Origin of the sequence: Streptomyces sp. NPDC057623 (genome assembly GCF_042800355.1) — a bacterium.
Classification (GTDB): Bacteria; Actinomycetota; Actinomycetes; order Streptomycetales; family Streptomycetaceae; genus Streptomyces.
Genome location: NZ_JBHVGZ010000010.1, coordinates 67,002 through 81,512 on the forward strand (window position 1 = coordinate 67,002; position 14,511 = coordinate 81,512).

A 14,511-nucleotide genomic window follows, 5' to 3' on the forward strand; every position below is an offset into this window, starting at 1 on the left:
CCGATGGCACCCGTCATCCATATCGACGTGCCCTGGCTGCTCCAGCGTCACGAAGAGGTCCTGCCGGACCAGCCCACGATCAACGACTTCTCCGCGTTGGTCGCCGCCGTCGCCCGCCATCGCGTGGATCCGCCCCGCCTGGGCGTCGACTCCGACCCGGCCTGGCGGGCCGCCGCGCTGCTGCACACCCTCGCCCTGCTCAAGCCGCTTCCCTCGGCCAATGCCCGGTTCGCCTGCGCGTCCGCGGTGGCCTACATGTTCGTCAGCGACGTCGGTATCGACCCGCCCTACGGCGCCCTCGTCGACCTCGCGCGTGACCTGATCTCCGGCAGGACCGACGTGTACGGCGCGGCCGACCGGCTGCGTTCCTGGCAGATCTGAGCCCTGCCCGCCCGATGGTGCGGGCCGCGCCCCCGTGGCGGTCCCCGTTCCGCCCGCCCGGGGGCCGCCGACCGAGGGCGGGAGGAACGGGGTCGGCGGCCCATGACGCGCGGGAGAGCCGCCGTTCCCGCGCGGGGCCTTCCGAGAGGGCCGGTACCAGTGGACTACGCGGGCGGGCGCGCCGGGCAGCGTGCGTGGCGACCCGGTGTGTGCGTGAGTTTCACACGGGGCGCATGGAATGGTGAAAGCTCGCGCGGGTGTGGCGAGTTGCGGCCGTATCTGACTTTCTTTCAAAGGTGCGGATGTTGCCCAAGTGTCTTGTTGGCCATCCGTGTGCTGTGCAAGGGTGAACTACCCGTGGGGGGTGGAAAAGGCCGGGGCTCATGCGTTCCGGGGGGAACCGGGTCGGATGGGTGTTGGTGAATTCCCGCTCCCCGCGCTCGTGCCGAAGAGGTACACACCAAGTCGCCCGGTCCCTTTTCGGTGATCGGAACTTCTGTGTCTTGCGCGTGGGAAGGAATCCGTTCAGTGCCCACCCCCCACCCCCCTCGCCCTCCTTACCCCCCGCCCGGCGGGGTTCCGGAGGAATCCGACGAAAGTCTCGCCGCCCGGCTGCGGGGCCGTCCGGACGGCGAGGCCGCTCCGTCCGTCGCACTGCTCATGGCGCGGCACTGGCAGCCGGTCCACGCGTACGCGGAGATCTGCCTCGCCTCCTCGGCGACCGCTGCCGACATGGCCACCGCCGCCGCCTTCCATCAGGTCCTCGACCGTCTGGCGCTGGGCGAACCGGCTGCCGCGCTGCGTCCCCGGCTGCTCGTGGCCGTCCGGGACGGGGTCCGGCAGTGGGCGGCCGACGACCGAATAGCGGGCGTTCTGCCGGAGTTGGGGAAACCCGCGGGCGGCCGCGGTATGCGTACCGCGAAGTCCATGACGCCCGAAAATCGCAGGCTCGCCGATCGGTCATTCCAGGCGCTTCCGGGACTTGCCCGCTGTCTGCTCTGGCATACCGAGGTCGAGGCCGAGCCGCTAAGCGTGCCCGCCGGTCTGTTGGGCATGGATACCGTCACTGCCGCGGCCGCCCTCGAACAGGCGCGTGATAAATTCCGCGAAGGTTGTGTACATGCCCATCGGGAACTCGCGCCGACGAAGGATTGCCGGTTCTACAACCGCCTCCTCGACGTTCCGATTCGCCGCGGCGGGGCCTTGCTGCCGGATGTCCAGCAGCATCTGACCCAGTGCCGCTACTGCCGTAACGCAGCCGAACAACTGAGTCATTTCGAGGGCGGGTTGGGCGTACTCATCGCCGAGGCGGTGCTCGGCTGGGGTGCGCGCCGCTATCTCGACACCAGACCCGGCCGTACGCGGTCCGCCGGATCCCGCGCGCGCGGCTCCGCCCGGCACGGCGCCGGACGGCGGCACCTGCTGTCGCGGATCCCCGCGCAGATCCGCCGGTCGCCCGGTGGCCCGCGCTCCTCCCGGACGCTGCTCACGGGAGTGGGCGTGGCCTCGGCCGGGCTGATCGCGATCATGCTCGCGGCGGGCCTGCTGTCGGACGACGACGGGGTCGACCCGGCCGCCTCCGCCACCGGCGGCAACACCGGGTCCCAGTCGCCCCCCGCGGTGTCCACCTCACCGCCCGGCACGGCCCAACTCCCCAACGCACCGCGCCAGACCAGGTTCCGCAACGCCGAGGTCGACCTCTGCCTCGACATCCGGGGCGAGCCGAAGGCCGGGGCCGGGACCGAACTGGCCGAGTGCTCCGACGACGACACCCAGCAGTGGTCGTACAAGAAGGACGGCCTGCTGCGCAGCGTGGCGGACCCCGACCTGTGCCTGGACTCCCACGCTGACGCCGGCGTGGTGATCCTCGGCAAGTGCGCCGACGACGACTCCAAGAGGGCCGACGACGTGCGCTACGACCTCACCGTGCGGGGCGAGTTACTGCCCCGCTGGGACGAGTGGCTCGCCCTCGCGCCGGCCGCCGCCGCCGAGGACGCCGACATCGTCGTCAAGGTCCGGGACGGCTCGGAAGCACAGCGCTGGCTGACCGATCCGGCGACCTCGGCGAGCCCCGGGTCACTGTCGAGCGCGGAGGTGGAGACGCCGGGCGCGCGGGCGGTTCGGGGCGCTCCGCCTGCTGGAGGGGAGTGGGGGTAGCGCCGCGGTCAGGGCGTCGGTCGGCCGCGGCGCCGTTGCGGCCGGCCGCGCCCGCCCGGCGAAGCCGCACGGTGCTGAAGCGACTGGTTCACGATGTCCCGGGGTGTCCCGCCCGCCAGGAAGTGCGTCACGTTCTGGACGGCGGCGAGGGCGATGCGGACGAGGGTCTCGCGGGTGACACCGCCGATGTGGGGGGAGAGCACCACGTTCGGGGCGCGCGGCAGGCGCAGAGCGGGGGTGGGGGGTTCGGGGTCGAAGACGTCGAGTCCAGCCCCGGCCACGGCGCCCTTCTCCAGCGCGTCCGCGAGGGCCTCCTGGTCGATCAGGGCGCCTCGCGCGGTGTTGATCACGAACGCCGTCGGCTTGAGGAGTGCCAGCCGCTCGGCGTTCAGCAGGTTCCGGGTCTCGTCGGTGAGCGGGGTGTGCAGGCAGACGTAGTCGGCGGTGCGCAGGAGTTCGTCGAGCGGGACGTGGCGGGCGTCGCCGAGTTCGGCCTCATTCTCGGGCGGGAGCCGGCGTCGTCCGGCGTACACCACGCTCATGTCGAACGCGACCGCGCGACGGGCGACCTGCTGTCCGATCTGGCCCAGGCCCACGATGCCGATCGTCTTGCCGGACAGTTCGGTCAGTGAGTGCTGGAGCCGGGGGAGCGCCCAGTCGCCCTCGACGAGCGCGGCGTGGGCGGGGACGAGCTGCTTGGCCAGCGCGAGCATGAGGGCGAAGGTCTGCTCGGCCACGTTCTGCGCCTCGGCACCGCTGGAGCCGATGTTGCACACCCGCACTCCGCGCCGGCGTGCCACGTCCACGTCGACGTAGTCGAAGCCGTGGCTGGCGCACTGCACCAGCTCCAACTCCGGGGCGGCGGCGAGGTGTTCGGCGGTGACCGGGGCGAGCCCGGTGATGACGACGTGCGCGGCGCGCAGGGCGGCCGGGTCCTCGTCGGCCGCCTCGACGACGGTGACCCGCGCGCCCTCGGGGAAGAGCGTGGCGAGGCCGGCCCCGATGCCACGGCCTCCCACATGCGGGGAGATGACGGCGAGGACGTTCTTCGTGGCGGTCATGCGGATTCCTCGATGAGGTCGGCGGGGCCGATCGTGGCGGGGGTGGCGTGCCCGGAGAGGGCGAGGGTGAGGTCGAGTTCGGCGAGCAGACAGCGGATGACGTGCTCGACGCCGGCCTGTCCGTCGAGGCCGAGCCCGTAGGCGTAGGGCCGTCCGACGAGCACCGCCCGCGCGCCGAGCGCGAGGGCCTTGAAGATGTCGTCGCCGGTGCGAACGCCGCTGTCGAACAGCACCGTCAGCCGGTCGCCGACCGCCGCCACGACCCGGGGCAGGGCGTCGGCCGCCCCGACGGACCCGGCCACCTGACGGCCACCGTGGTTGGAGACGACGACCCCGTCCATCCCGGCGTCGGCGGCCTCGCGGGCGTCGTCCGGATGAAGGACGCCCTTGAGCACGATCGGGCCGTCCCAGTTCTCCCGCAGGAACGCCAGGTCAGGCCAGGTCTTGGCGGGGTCCGAGAACATCCCGACGAAGTGCATGACGGCCGCGTTCGGATCCTCCAGCACGGGCTTGGCCAGGCCCGCCTGGAAGGCCGGGTCGGAGAAGTAGTTGGCGGTGCCCACGCCGTGCAGGAACGGCAGATACGCCTGGTCGAGATCGCGTGGCCGCCAGGCCAGCATCGGCGTGTCCAGAGTGACGACGAGTGCGGTGAACCCGGCCGCCTTCGCCCGGTTCAGGAAGCTCCGGGCCACCTCCGGGTCCTTCGGCCAGTACAGCTGGAACCAGCGCTCGGCGTCGCCCATCGCCTGCGCGACCTGCTCCATGGGGGTGCTGGACGCCGAGGAGAGGATGAACGGCACGCCCTGCGCGGCGGCGGCCCGGGCGGCCGCGCTCTCGGCGTCCGGGTGCATGATCGACAGCACTCCGACCGGCGCCAACGCCAGCGGAGCGGGCAGGGCGCGGCCCAGTACCTGGACGGACAGATCCCGTGCGTGCACGTCTCGCAGCATCCGGGGGACGATCCGGCGCCGCCGCAGAGCGGTCCGGTTGGCGTGGGCGGTGCTGCCGTCGCCCGCGCTGCCCGCCACATAGCCGACGGGACCGGGCCCGAGGCGCCGCTCGGTCAGTTCCTCCAGCCGGGTCAGATCAGTGGGCAGCCGGGGCACGGCCCCCGTCATCCCGTTCAGATAGATCTCGTACTGGAAGTCCGCCCAGTGCTTCGCCATGTCCCACATCCCGCCTCTCGTCGCTGAGAACGCGCAGTACGCCGACCATACCGACCAGTAGGCAGGACGGGATGGCCCGGGTCGGGAAGGGCGGGAAGGGGCTCGCTCTCGAGGAGTTCGGCAGATCGGTCAGGCCCGCGACGTGGTCGACGGGTGCGACAGCGCTTCCTCGTCGCCCGCGGCCCCCGGACCCGTGATCGGCGGCACGGGAAGATCGGCGGTACGGGCCAGCCGCGCTCCCTCGGGGCCGTAGACCGCGCGCGGCTCGGGGAACAGCCGCAGCAGCGTCAGGAACAGGACGGCGGCGACGGCCAGCGACAACGGAAGGCCGATGTCCACCCCGCTCGCGAGATCGCCCAGCGGGCCGACGAACTGGCCCGGGATGTTGGTGAACAGCACGCCGATCACCGCCGCCACCCACCAGGCGGTCATGCCCCGCCAGTTCCAGCCGTGCGCGAACCAGTAACGGCCGCCGCGCTGACGGCGGTTGAAGACCTGGAGGGCGTCGGGGTCGTACCAGCCGCGTCGGGTCCAGTAGCCCAGCATCATCACGACCATCCACGGCGTGGTGCAGGTGATGATCATGGTGGCGAAGGTCGAGATCGACCGCACCAGGTCCAGCCCGAACCGCCCGATGAAGATGAAGGCGATCGACAACGCGCCGACCAGCAGCGTGGCCCGCACCCGCGACAGCCGCGGGAACACCGAGGAGAAGTCGAGCCCGGTCCCGTACAACGCGGTCGTGCCCGTCGCCATGCCGCCGATCAGCGCCAGCAGACACACCGGCAGGAAGTACCAGCCGGGCGAGATCGCCAGCAGCCCGCCCACGAAGTCGGGTGCCGCCGGATCGACGTACTCCGGAACCTTCGTGGCGATGATGCTCGCGGTCCCCAGGCCGAAGACGAACGGCAGCAGCGTGGCGAGCTGCGACAGGAAGGCGGCGCCGACCACCCTGCGACGCGGGGTGCTCGCCGGGATGTAGCGCGACCAGTCGCCGAGGAACGCCCCGAACGAGACGGGGTTGGAGAGCACGATCAGGGCCGCGCCGATGAACGACGGCCAGAACAGCGACCGGGTCGCCGCGTCCGCGGAGTCCGTGAAGACACCCGCGTAGGAGGGGTCGAAGTCGCCGGCGAAGGCGACCAGGCCGACCAGGAAGAGCACGCTCGCCGAGGGCACGGCGAGCTTGTTGACGAAGAGCATGAAGCGGAAGCCGTACACGCACACCGCGAGGACCAGTCCGGCGAACAGGGCGTACGCGACGACGTACGACAGGTTGCCGCGGCTCAGGCCGAAGAGCCGGTGCGCGCCGCCGACCAGGGCGTCCCCGGAGCTCCACACCGAGATGGAGAAGAACGCGACGGCCGTCAGCAGAGAGAGGAACGAGCCGACCACGCGGCCGTGCACGCCGAGGTGCGCGGAGGACGAGACGGCGTTGTTGGTGCCGTTGACCGGCCCGAACACCGCCATGGGGCACAGGATCAGCGCGCCGGCGACGACTCCGAGGAGCGTGGCGGCGAGTCCCTGCCAGAAGGAGAGGCCGAACAGGATCGGGAAGGCGCCCAGGACGCAGGTGGAGAAGGTGTTGGCGCCCCCGAAGGCCAGCCGGAACAGGTCCAGCGGGGTCGCGCTGCGCTCGGCGTCGGGGATGCGGTCGACGCCGTGGCTCTCGACCTCGGTCAAGGAGGGGGCGGGGGAGGAGGGTTCGGGCTGCGGGGACTGTGGGGACACAGGGAGGCTCCGGCGTGGGCGGGGCGGTGGAGCGCGTGGTGGCGCGGCGGGGCCGACGGCCGGCGTCTGCCGCTGGGTGTGCGGGCAGCGCGGATGCCGTCCTCTCGGGGATCAGCAGACCGTACGGCGTGGCACAAGATCCGCACCAGAGGACGGTTCATCCATCTTCGGTGCCGTGAGTGGATGAAACCTCCATCACTCGCTGTCCCCGGGTGCCTCCTCCGGCTCCGTGTCCGGCCCCTGTGCCCGCACCCGCCGCACGTTCTCCAGGGACTCGCGCAGCTCGGTGAGCCAGTCGTCGGTGTGCCGCTGGACCAGCCGGACGCACCAGGCGAGGGCCTCGCTGCGGCTGCGGGCGACCCCGCCGGCGATCAGGGTGTCGAGGACCTGACGCTCGGGCTGGCGCAGCCGGGTCATCACGGGCGCCGCCACATGTGTGAAGAGGGCGCGCTCCCCGCCGCACTCCACGCCCCAGGAGACCTTGCGGCGGAACCGGTGTTCGGCGTCACGGGCCACTTCGATCCGGGTGTCCCGGGTGCGCTCCCGGAACTCCTGGATCCGGCCCTCCACGGCCGCGTCCCGCTCGGCGGCCGGGGCGCCCTCGGCCAGGTGGGGTGCGGGGATGCGGCCGATCACGGTGATCTCCTCGCGGTCGACCGTCACCTCGGTCAGCTCCTCGAAGAGGTCGTCGGGCAGGCGGCCGGCGAACCAGCCGCGCAGCTTCTCTCGTTGCTCGCTGGTAATCATGTAATGACGATTACTCCGCTCGTTCATGAACACAAGGGGGGTCCGGGCGTGTCAGCCGAGGGTTCAACCGGAATGTTTCAGGCCTATTAATGAGCGTGCGTAATCCGGCCACTCGGCACCTTGAAACGATCAAGAACCGCCAACTTCCGGTGTTGGAACGCTCGGACTCCGTTACTTCACGCCACTGATTCAATACGCAAGGTTACTGAAACACGCGGTGTCGATGTGAGTTTCGGCGGCGGACTCGGCAGACTCCCGCTCGTCGCTCCGGCATCGATCGCGTCGGAGTCGACACACCCCCGAATCAAGCGGAAGGATGCACACAATGCGGAACACCGCGCGCTGGGCAGCGACCCTCGCTCTCACGGCCACCGCCGTCTGCGGACCCCTGACCGGATCCGCCCTCGCCGCCCCGGACGCCGCCCCCCGCTCGCTCTACGCCCCCTCGGCGCTGGTGCTCACCCTGGCCCACGGCGACAACGCCACCGTCACGACCCCGGTGCGTGCCGTCACCCTGAGCTGCGCCCCGACGCCCTCCGGTACCCATCCCGACGCCTCCTCCGCGTGCGTCGAACTGCGTGGCGTGGGCGGGAACTTCGACGCCCTGAGGAGTAGAGACGGCGTGCTGTGCACCAAGCAGTACGACCCCGTGATCGTCACGGTCGAAGGGGTCTGGCAGGGCCAACGCGTCTCCTATGAGCGCACCTTCGCAAACGAGTGCGTGAAGGGCTCCTACAGCGTGAGCCTCTTCGCGTTCTAAGACCGGGATCGCGAGGTCCCCGTGCAGTTCGGCGCAGGCTCGCGGATGGGGAGTGCGAGCCGTGCCGAGGGGCCTCCCGCGATCTCGCACCGGGGGCCGGCCGGGCGGAGTGGGGCCGCCTGGCCGGCACCTCGGAACGCTCCGGGATCCTTCGGATCCCAAAGTGCCACGGGCACGGGCGCGGGCACGGTCACGCCGCGGACGGCTCGGGCGGGATCATCCGCCTTCCCCGGGGATCCCGGGCAAGGGCGGGAAGCGGTCCAGCAGACCTGCCCCGAGCAACAGCCGCCGCAACCGCGGGGCGGCGGACACGACCCGCAGGCGTCCGCCGCGCTCCCGGGCGCGGGTCTCGGCCCGGCACAGGACGCGCAGCCCCGAGCAGTCGAAGAACTCGACCCGCCGCAGATCGACCAGCACATCCGACTCCGGCCGCCCCGTCGCCGCGTCCAGGTGCTCGGCGACCGACGCCGCCGTCGCCAGATCGACCTCGCCCATGACCTCGACCACCGTGAACGGGCCGCATCTGCGGGTGCGGGCATGGGCGTTCGCCGGGGGCGGCACGAACCGGGAAGGGTCCGGGGTCACGCTCTCGGTCGGACGGGGGGTGCGGTCGTCGGCGTCCGGCGTCATGTCCGCTCCACCTCGGCGAAGGGGCGCATTTGATCAGGGTTTTTACCCGGAGGCGGGCGTGAGCATCCCTGCGGTGCCGTGCGCAAGATCTGGTTCACTCGACGTGGTGAATTCCGCCGGTAACAGTTGACTCTGCGTCCGGTCGGCTCACCGATCCCTGGCCCGGTCGCGATGGCTGGTGTCGCACCAGGGGTAGCGACGGCTGCGACGGCAGGTGCACAGGGCGACGCGGAAGCGGTCGGAGACGACGACCGTGCCGTCCTCCAGCTCCACCTCGACCGGCCCCTCCACCAGGAGGGGACCCTGGCGCTGGACCTTCATCCGGCGCGGCTCGTCAGACGGGGACTTCGGCACGGACGACCACCAGCTCTTCCCTCTGATCAGGGGTTGCCATCAAACTGCGCTCCCGCAGCCATCCCTCCCGCGACCGCAGCACGGGCCCGAACGGGATCACGCGACGCCTTGTCACGGATGCCTTCAGCCCCGACCCGCGCAGATGGGTCAGCGTCCGGTCGGGACAGCTGAGCGCCGAGTGCACGACCAAGAGGACACCGCCGGGGCGCAGCAGGGCGGGGGCCTCCCGGCAGATCCGGTCGAGGACGAGCCGGCCGTCCCGGCCCGCGTCCCAGGACCGGGCCGCGCCGCGCGGCGCCTGGTCCGAGCCGGGCGCGGGTACATACGGCGGATTGGCCAGGATGAGGTCGAACGACTGCCCCCGCACCGGGGCGAAGAGGTTGCCGTGCCGGATACGGACGGGGAGCCGGGCCAGCCGGGCGTTCAGCCGTGCCGTGCACACCGCCCGCCATGACACGTCCACCGCGGTCACCCGTGTCCCCCGCCGCGCGGCCTCGATCGCCAGCGCGCCCGACCCTGTGCCCACGTCGAGGACGTCCGCGCCGTCGGGCAGCGGTTCGTCACGCAGGGCCCCGACCAGCAGGTCGGTGTCTTCCTGAGGGGCGTACACGCCCGGTGGCACCAGTGCTCTCACCGGCCCCGGGTACCCGCGTATTCAGGAAGTAAGGGGCGTTTCGGGCCGTGACGGCGTGTGGAGCGACGTCCGTCCCGCGCGCCAGGCGCCCAGCAGCCGGTCGGCGAAGCGGTCCTCCAGATATCCGGTGACGTCGATACCGAAGGCTACGTCGGGAGCGAGATGCGGCTCCTCGGCGAGCAGACCACCGATGACGTCGTGCCGTACGACCTGCTCGTGCACCGCGTCCGCCTCGACATGCTCGTCGTAGAAGTGCTCGGCGGCGGGCCCGGCGCCCGTGCGGCGCATCGCCTCGGCCAGCCGTCGGGAGGCCGGCGACGAGGTGATCTCCACCGCCGCGAAATGGCCGACGAGCGCTCCGCGCAGCGCCCGGTGCAGTCCGAACAGGGACATCAGGTTGACCGTGGCCAGGGCCTGAGCGGTCCCCACGTCGAGATAGTGCCCGTACGCCGTGTCCAGGCCGAGGTCCGTCATCAGGTCGGCGAAGAGGCGCGCGTGGACGCGTTCGGGGCGGCCGCCGCCGTACTCGTCGAACTCCACCGCCGCCATGCCGGACTTGGCCCGGCCCCACAGCCGGGGCAGTACCCATGCGTGCGGGTCCGCCTCCTTGAGGTGGTACAGGGAGCGCTGGGCGGCGTACTCGCGCACCTGCCACAACTCGCCCTCGGCGGACAGGTGGTGGCTGACGCCGCTGCCGTCGACGGGTTCGACGAGGAGGCCGGCCAGCGCGTCGTCGACGCTGTCGGGGGCGGGCACGTCCGCGTGCAGGGCGCTGAGGAAGCGGTGCTCCAGCGCCGCGCGGACGCGCAGCAGGTCCGGGTCCCACTCACGGGCGTCGGGCACCCCCGCGAATCCGCGGTAGTGCAGTTCGTAGCAGAGGTAGAGGGCCAGCTGGAGATCGTCACCGTAGACGGGCGCGCTCGCGATGTCCTCGCTGCGGGGCGGTGCGCCCGTATCCCGCAGATACGCCTCGACGGCGGCGGAGACGGGGCCCCGAGCGGACGGCAGCGGGGGTCCTTCACCGTCGTCCGCCCTGCGGAGGTCGTGTGCCATGGCTGCCGAGTACCCGTGGGGCGCCGGTGCACCCGCCCGCATGCGCGGTGCTCGCACCGGACCGGCCGGGGCATGGCCGACCGGCGGTACGCGGCCGGCGCCCCGGCAAAGAGGCGCTCAGCTGGACGCCGGCGCGATCCTCAGCGGCACCGGCTCGGGCGGCGTGATCTGCTCCTCCAGGCGCGATACCTCCACCCACCAGTCGGCACCGTCCTCGATGTGCCGCAGCATGATCCCTTCGCGGATCGCCCACGGGCAGATCGTGACCGTGCGCAGTCCGGTCAGCTTCATCGAGGTGTGTGCCACCACCGCGCCGGCCAGGCTCTGTACGGCGCGCGGCGCGGAGATGCCGGGGAGCAGGGCGCGTTCGGTGGCGGTCAGCCCGGAGAGGCGGCCGACGGCCTCGCGCAGGTCCGAGCGGGCCAACTGCCGCTCCACGAACGGCCCGTGACGCCCGGCCGCGGCCCCGCACAGCCGGCCCAGCTGCTGGAACGTCCGCGAGGTGGCCGCCGCCGTGTGCGGTCCCTCCCAGCGGATCCGGGCCGCGACGTCCCGGAGCTGGTGGCGGACCTTGCGGCGCAGGGCGCGGACCCGCGCGCTCGTCGGCGGGTCCTCGCCGTCGAAGAACTCATGGGTCAGCCGTGCCGCGCCGAGCGGCAGCGACGCCACGAAGTCGGGCAACCGGCCGCGTCCGAAGGCCACTTCGAGCGAGCCGCCGCCGATGTCGAGCAGCGCGAGCGGTCCCGACCGCCAGCCCATCCACCGTCGCGCCCCGAGAAACGTCAGCTCGGCCTCCACCTCGCCCGGCAGCGTGCACAGGGGCACTCCCGTCCCCGTCCGCACGGCGCGCAGTACGTCCCGGCGGTTCGGGGCGGCGCGCACCACGGCGGTCGCGAAGGCCAGGGGAGCGGTCGCGCCCCACCGGAGCGCGGTCCGGTCCGCCGCCGCGACCGCGTGCACCAGCCGTTCGACGGCCTCCTCGGGGACGGCCTCCCCGGGTCTGACCTGTTCCGACAGCCGCAGCCGCCACTTGGCGGTGTGCACCGGCAGCGGTACCCCGTCCGCCGCGTCGGCCACGACCAACCGGACGGTGTTCGACCCCACATCCACCACGCTGATTCGCATACGTGCGGGAGTACCCGTTTCGCCGTCGGAGCAACGCCGAACAGCCCCTGTGCGCCGCCACTTATGACGCGAGCGCCGTACTCGAACCCACGAGGAGGGGCCGCCGTCTCCCTGTGGACGGCGGCCCCTCGGACCCGGGCGGTCAGGCGGTCGGGACGGTCACATGTGGACGACCGGCGCGGCGGACGCGTCCTGCTGCGGCACCCCGCGCCGGAAGAGCGCGAAGGCGATCAGGGCACCGGCGGCGAAGAAGCCGGCCGACCACCAGAAGGCGGTGGTGTAGCTCTCGATCGTCGCCTGGGCCTGCACCAGCTTGCTGGTGGCGTCGCGGCCCGCGAGGTAGTCGGTCGCGGCGCTCGCGGCGAGCGTGTTGAGCAGCGCCGTACCGATCGAACCGCCCACCTGCTGCATCGCGTTGACCGTCGCCGAGGCGACCCCCGCGTCCTCGGCCGCCACCCCGCCGGTGGCCAGTTGCATGGCGGGCGGCATGACCATGCCGAGGCCCACGCCGACGATGACCAGCTGCGGCAGCACCGCGGTCGTGTAGTCCGAGCCGACGCCGATTCCGGTCAGCCAGGCCATGCCGGCGGTGGCGATCGCGAAGCCCAGCGGAAGGACGACCTTGGGGCCCGGCCGCGGCACCAGGACCGTGGTGCCGATCTGCGCCATCACCATCAGCGCCGCGACCATCGGCAGGAACGCGACCCCTGTCTTCGTCGGGCTGAAGCCCAGGTTGATCTGGAGGTAGTAGGTGAGGAAGAGGAACACGCCGAACATTCCGGCGCCGGTGATCAGCACGGTGAGGAAGGACGCGGCGCGGTCCCGGTCGAGCAGGATCCGCAGCGGCAGCAGCGGGTGCGCGGCCCGGGTCTGCCACCAGGCGAACGCCGCCAGCAGTACGCCGCCGGCCAGCAGGAAGCCCCAGGTCTCGGGCGAACCCCAGTCGTGCGTCTCGGCGTTGGAGAAGCCGTAGACCACGGCGAACAGTCCGCCGGCGACCAGGATCGTGCCCGGCACGTCCAGCTTGGAGTTCACGGCGTCGCGGTGGTTGCTCAGCAGCAGCCAGCCTCCCACGAAGGCGAGGGCCGCGATGGGCACGTTGACGTACAGCGTCCAGCGCCAGTCAAGGGCGTCGGTCAGCACACCGCCGAGCAGCAGGCCCACCGCGCCACCGGCACCGGCGATGGCGCCGTAGACGCTGAACGCCTTGGCCCGTTCACGGGCGTCGGTGAACGTCGTGTTGAGCAGCGAGAGCGCGGCGGGTGCGAGCAGTGCGCCGAAGGCGCCTTGCAGGGCACGCGCGATGACCAGCATCTCGAAGCCGGTCGCGGCGCCGCCCAGCACGGACGCGCCCGCGAAGCCGACGACGCCGACCAGGAAGGCGGGCTTGCGGCCGAAGAGGTCCGCTATCCGGCCGCCGAGCAGCAGCAGGGACGCGAACGCCAGCGCGTAGGCCGTCACGATCCACTGCCGGCTGCCGTCGGAGAAGCCGAGGTCGGCCTGGGCCGAGGGCAGGGCGATGTTCACGATCGTGGCGTCCAGCACGACCATCAGCTGTGCGACGGCGATGATCGCGAGGATCCACCACCGCCTCGCCGAGGCCGCCGCCGACGGCGCCTCGACGGCGCCCTCAGGGGCGCTGTCCGTCAGTGTCCTGTGGGGCATCGGGATTCAACTCCAGGGAAGCCGAGTGAAGGTAACGCGCAGGTAAACGAAACGGTTTCGTTCACTTTCAGGAGACTAGACCCTCTGAAGCGAAACGGCAACGTTTCGAAACAGGCACGGCTCGTATTCCTTGGCAGCTATATAACCAGTGGGGCATACTGGCTGGATGGCCGACACCTCGCTCTGGACCGCCCTCGCCGATCCGCACCGACGGGCCATCGTCGCGCTGCTCCTGGAGCGGCCCCGGCCCGTCGGGGAGATCGTGGAGGCATGCGGGCTGAGTCAGCCGAGCACCTCCAAGCACCTCAAGGTGCTGAGGGAGGCGGGCCTGGTACGGGTCCGGCAGGACGCGCAGCGCCGCGTCTACGCCCTGGAAGGCGCGCCCATCGCCGAGCTCGACGCCTGGCTGGCGCCCTACCGCAGGCTCTGGAACAGAAGTCTGGACAAGCTGGGCCGCCGACTCGACGAGGCGTCGGACGATCCCGAGGAACCCGTCACGAAGGACTGATCCCCATGACCGCCGACCTCACCGGCACCTGTCTGACCCTGGACGACGGCCGCCCGGCCGTCCGCTTCAGCCGTACCTACGACCACCCCGTCGAGCGGGTCTGGCGATTCGTCACCGACGTCGACGAACTCGCCCACTGGTTCCCGTCCCGCGCCGAGATCGAGCTGCGCCCCGGCGGCACGATCAGGTTCGGCGGCGACCCGAACATGGAGGACTCCACGGGCCGCGTGATCGCCGTCGACGAGCCCCGCCACCTGTCCTTCGAGTGGGGCGGGGACGAGCTCCACTTCGACCTGGAGGCCCTGGACGAGGGCCGCACCCGCTTCACCCTCACCAACGTCCTCGTCGCCGAGAACACCGCCGCCCGCAACAGCGCCGGCTGGGAGGTCTGCCTGACCGCCCTCGACGCGCACGCGCGCGGGGAGCGTCTCGAAGGGCCGCACGCCGGGGCCGGGGCGCCCTGGAAGGGGCTCTACGACGGCTATGTCGCCGCCGGATTCCCCTCCGGCGCCCCGATCCCGGGCGTGGACTCCTGACGG

General features: G+C 71.8%; 15 protein-coding genes. 5 read left to right on the forward strand and 10 right to left on the reverse strand.

Translation table 11 applies throughout. From position 1 onward, the window contains the following. The first annotated feature begins 3 nt into the window (after window positions 1–3). Both ACFU95_RS13430 and ACFU95_RS13435 read left to right on the forward strand, forming a co-directional pair. A complete protein-coding gene (locus ACFU95_RS13430) occupies window positions 4–381 on the forward strand; it encodes a toxin Doc (protein WP_383826228.1) in 378 nt (125 codons plus the stop codon). 528 nt (window positions 382–909) lie between these two features. Next, window positions 910–2,538: an RICIN domain-containing protein gene (locus ACFU95_RS13435; protein WP_383826231.1), complete on the forward strand. Its 1,629-nt coding sequence runs from the start codon at window positions 910–912 to the stop codon at window positions 2,536–2,538. An 8-nt stretch (window positions 2,539–2,546) separates the two neighbouring features. Here the strand turns inward: ACFU95_RS13435 and ACFU95_RS13440 are convergent, their stop codons facing one another. From ACFU95_RS13440 to ACFU95_RS13455, 4 genes are all read right to left on the reverse strand, one after another. Then, complete coding sequence (locus ACFU95_RS13440) at window positions 2,547–3,599, reverse strand: 2-hydroxyacid dehydrogenase (RefSeq protein WP_383826234.1); 1,053 nt, start codon at window positions 3,597–3,599, stop codon at window positions 2,547–2,549. Continuing rightward, complete coding sequence (locus tag ACFU95_RS13445; RefSeq protein ID WP_383826237.1) at window positions 3,596–4,765, reverse strand: lactate 2-monooxygenase; 1,170 nt, start codon at window positions 4,763–4,765, stop codon at window positions 3,596–3,598. The genes ACFU95_RS13440 and ACFU95_RS13445 overlap by 4 nt, the downstream gene beginning before the upstream one ends. 129 nt (window positions 4,766–4,894) lie before the next feature. After that, window positions 4,895–6,496, reverse strand: coding sequence for a purine-cytosine permease family protein (locus ACFU95_RS13450; protein ID WP_383826240.1), 1,602 nt, complete (start codon window positions 6,494–6,496; stop codon window positions 4,895–4,897). 195 nt (window positions 6,497–6,691) lie between these two features. Beyond that, on the reverse strand, window positions 6,692–7,243 hold the full coding sequence (locus tag ACFU95_RS13455) for a hypothetical protein (protein ID WP_383826242.1): 552 nt from the start codon (window positions 7,241–7,243) through the stop codon (window positions 6,692–6,694). Between the two features lie 325 nt (window positions 7,244–7,568). On the opposite strand from ACFU95_RS13455, the gene ACFU95_RS13460 reads away from it, so the two are divergent. Further along, complete coding sequence (locus ACFU95_RS13460) at window positions 7,569–8,003, forward strand: protease inhibitor (RefSeq protein ID WP_383826245.1); 435 nt, start codon at window positions 7,569–7,571, stop codon at window positions 8,001–8,003. Window positions 8,004–8,219: 216 nt separating this feature from the next. On the opposite strand, the gene ACFU95_RS13465 is transcribed toward ACFU95_RS13460, so the two are convergent. From ACFU95_RS13465 to ACFU95_RS13490, 6 genes are all read right to left on the reverse strand, one after another. Continuing rightward, the gene (locus ACFU95_RS13465) at window positions 8,220–8,633 is read right to left on the reverse strand and encodes an STAS domain-containing protein (protein ID WP_383826247.1); all 414 of its coding nucleotides are present in this window, start codon (window positions 8,631–8,633) and stop codon (window positions 8,220–8,222) included. Window positions 8,634–8,780: 147 nt separating this feature from the next. Next, on the reverse strand, window positions 8,781–8,987 hold the full coding sequence (locus ACFU95_RS13470; protein WP_383826250.1) for a CDGSH iron-sulfur domain-containing protein: 207 nt from the start codon (window positions 8,985–8,987) through the stop codon (window positions 8,781–8,783). Beyond that, a complete protein-coding gene (locus tag ACFU95_RS13475) occupies window positions 8,968–9,621 on the reverse strand; it encodes a HemK2/MTQ2 family protein methyltransferase (RefSeq protein ID WP_383826252.1) in 654 nt (217 codons plus the stop codon). Before ACFU95_RS13475 ends, ACFU95_RS13470 begins: the two co-directional genes overlap by 20 nt. Window positions 9,622–9,642: 21 nt before the next feature. Beyond that, window positions 9,643–10,674, reverse strand: coding sequence for an iron-containing redox enzyme family protein (locus ACFU95_RS13480; protein WP_383826255.1), 1,032 nt, complete (start codon window positions 10,672–10,674; stop codon window positions 9,643–9,645). Window positions 10,675–10,791: 117 nt separating this feature from the next. Further along, window positions 10,792–11,799, reverse strand: a complete 1,008-nt coding sequence (locus ACFU95_RS13485; protein WP_383826258.1) for a Ppx/GppA family phosphatase — start codon at window positions 11,797–11,799, stop codon at window positions 10,792–10,794. Window positions 11,800–11,958: 159 nt separating this feature from the next. Beyond that, window positions 11,959–13,464 (reverse strand): MFS transporter, encoded by a 1,506-nt coding sequence (locus ACFU95_RS13490; RefSeq protein WP_383826261.1) that lies wholly within the window; start codon window positions 13,462–13,464, stop codon window positions 11,959–11,961. 166 nt (window positions 13,465–13,630) lie between these two features. Here ACFU95_RS13490 and ACFU95_RS13495 point away from each other — a divergent pair, with 166 nt between their 5' ends. After that, window positions 13,631–13,972 (forward strand): ArsR/SmtB family transcription factor, encoded by a 342-nt coding sequence (locus tag ACFU95_RS13495; protein WP_383826264.1) that lies wholly within the window; start codon window positions 13,631–13,633, stop codon window positions 13,970–13,972. Window positions 13,973–13,977: 5 nt separating this feature from the next. Next, the gene (locus ACFU95_RS13500; RefSeq protein WP_383826267.1) at window positions 13,978–14,508 is read left to right on the forward strand and encodes an SRPBCC family protein; all 531 of its coding nucleotides are present in this window, start codon (window positions 13,978–13,980) and stop codon (window positions 14,506–14,508) included. The last annotated feature ends 3 nt before the right edge of the window (window positions 14,509–14,511 follow it).

Bases quoted from the DNA above. Each gene is read 5' to 3' on its own strand.
- ACFU95_RS13430 (WP_383826228.1), top strand. From the start codon at position 4: ATGGCACCCGTCATCCATATCGACGTGCCCTGGCTGCTCCAGCGTCAC.
- ACFU95_RS13440 (WP_383826234.1), bottom strand. From the start codon at position 3,599: ATGACCGCCACGAAGAACGTCCTCGCCGTCATCTCCCCGCATGTGGGA.
- ACFU95_RS13445 (WP_383826237.1), bottom strand. From the start codon at position 4,765: ATGGCGAAGCACTGGGCGGACTTCCAGTACGAGATCTATCTGAACGGG.
- ACFU95_RS13455 (WP_383826242.1), bottom strand. From the start codon at position 7,243: ATGATTACCAGCGAGCAACGAGAGAAGCTGCGCGGCTGGTTCGCCGGC.
- ACFU95_RS13460 (WP_383826245.1), top strand. From the start codon at position 7,569: ATGCGGAACACCGCGCGCTGGGCAGCGACCCTCGCTCTCACGGCCACC.
- ACFU95_RS13465 (WP_383826247.1), bottom strand. From the start codon at position 8,633: ATGACGCCGGACGCCGACGACCGCACCCCCCGTCCGACCGAGAGCGTG.
- ACFU95_RS13480 (WP_383826255.1), bottom strand. From the start codon at position 10,674: ATGGCACACGACCTCCGCAGGGCGGACGACGGTGAAGGACCCCCGCTG.
- ACFU95_RS13485 (WP_383826258.1), bottom strand. From the start codon at position 11,799: ATGCGAATCAGCGTGGTGGATGTGGGGTCGAACACCGTCCGGTTGGTC.
- ACFU95_RS13490 (WP_383826261.1), bottom strand. From the start codon at position 13,464: ATGCCCCACAGGACACTGACGGACAGCGCCCCTGAGGGCGCCGTCGAG.
- ACFU95_RS13495 (WP_383826264.1), top strand. From the start codon at position 13,631: ATGGCCGACACCTCGCTCTGGACCGCCCTCGCCGATCCGCACCGACGG.
- ACFU95_RS13500 (WP_383826267.1), top strand. From the start codon at position 13,978: ATGACCGCCGACCTCACCGGCACCTGTCTGACCCTGGACGACGGCCGC.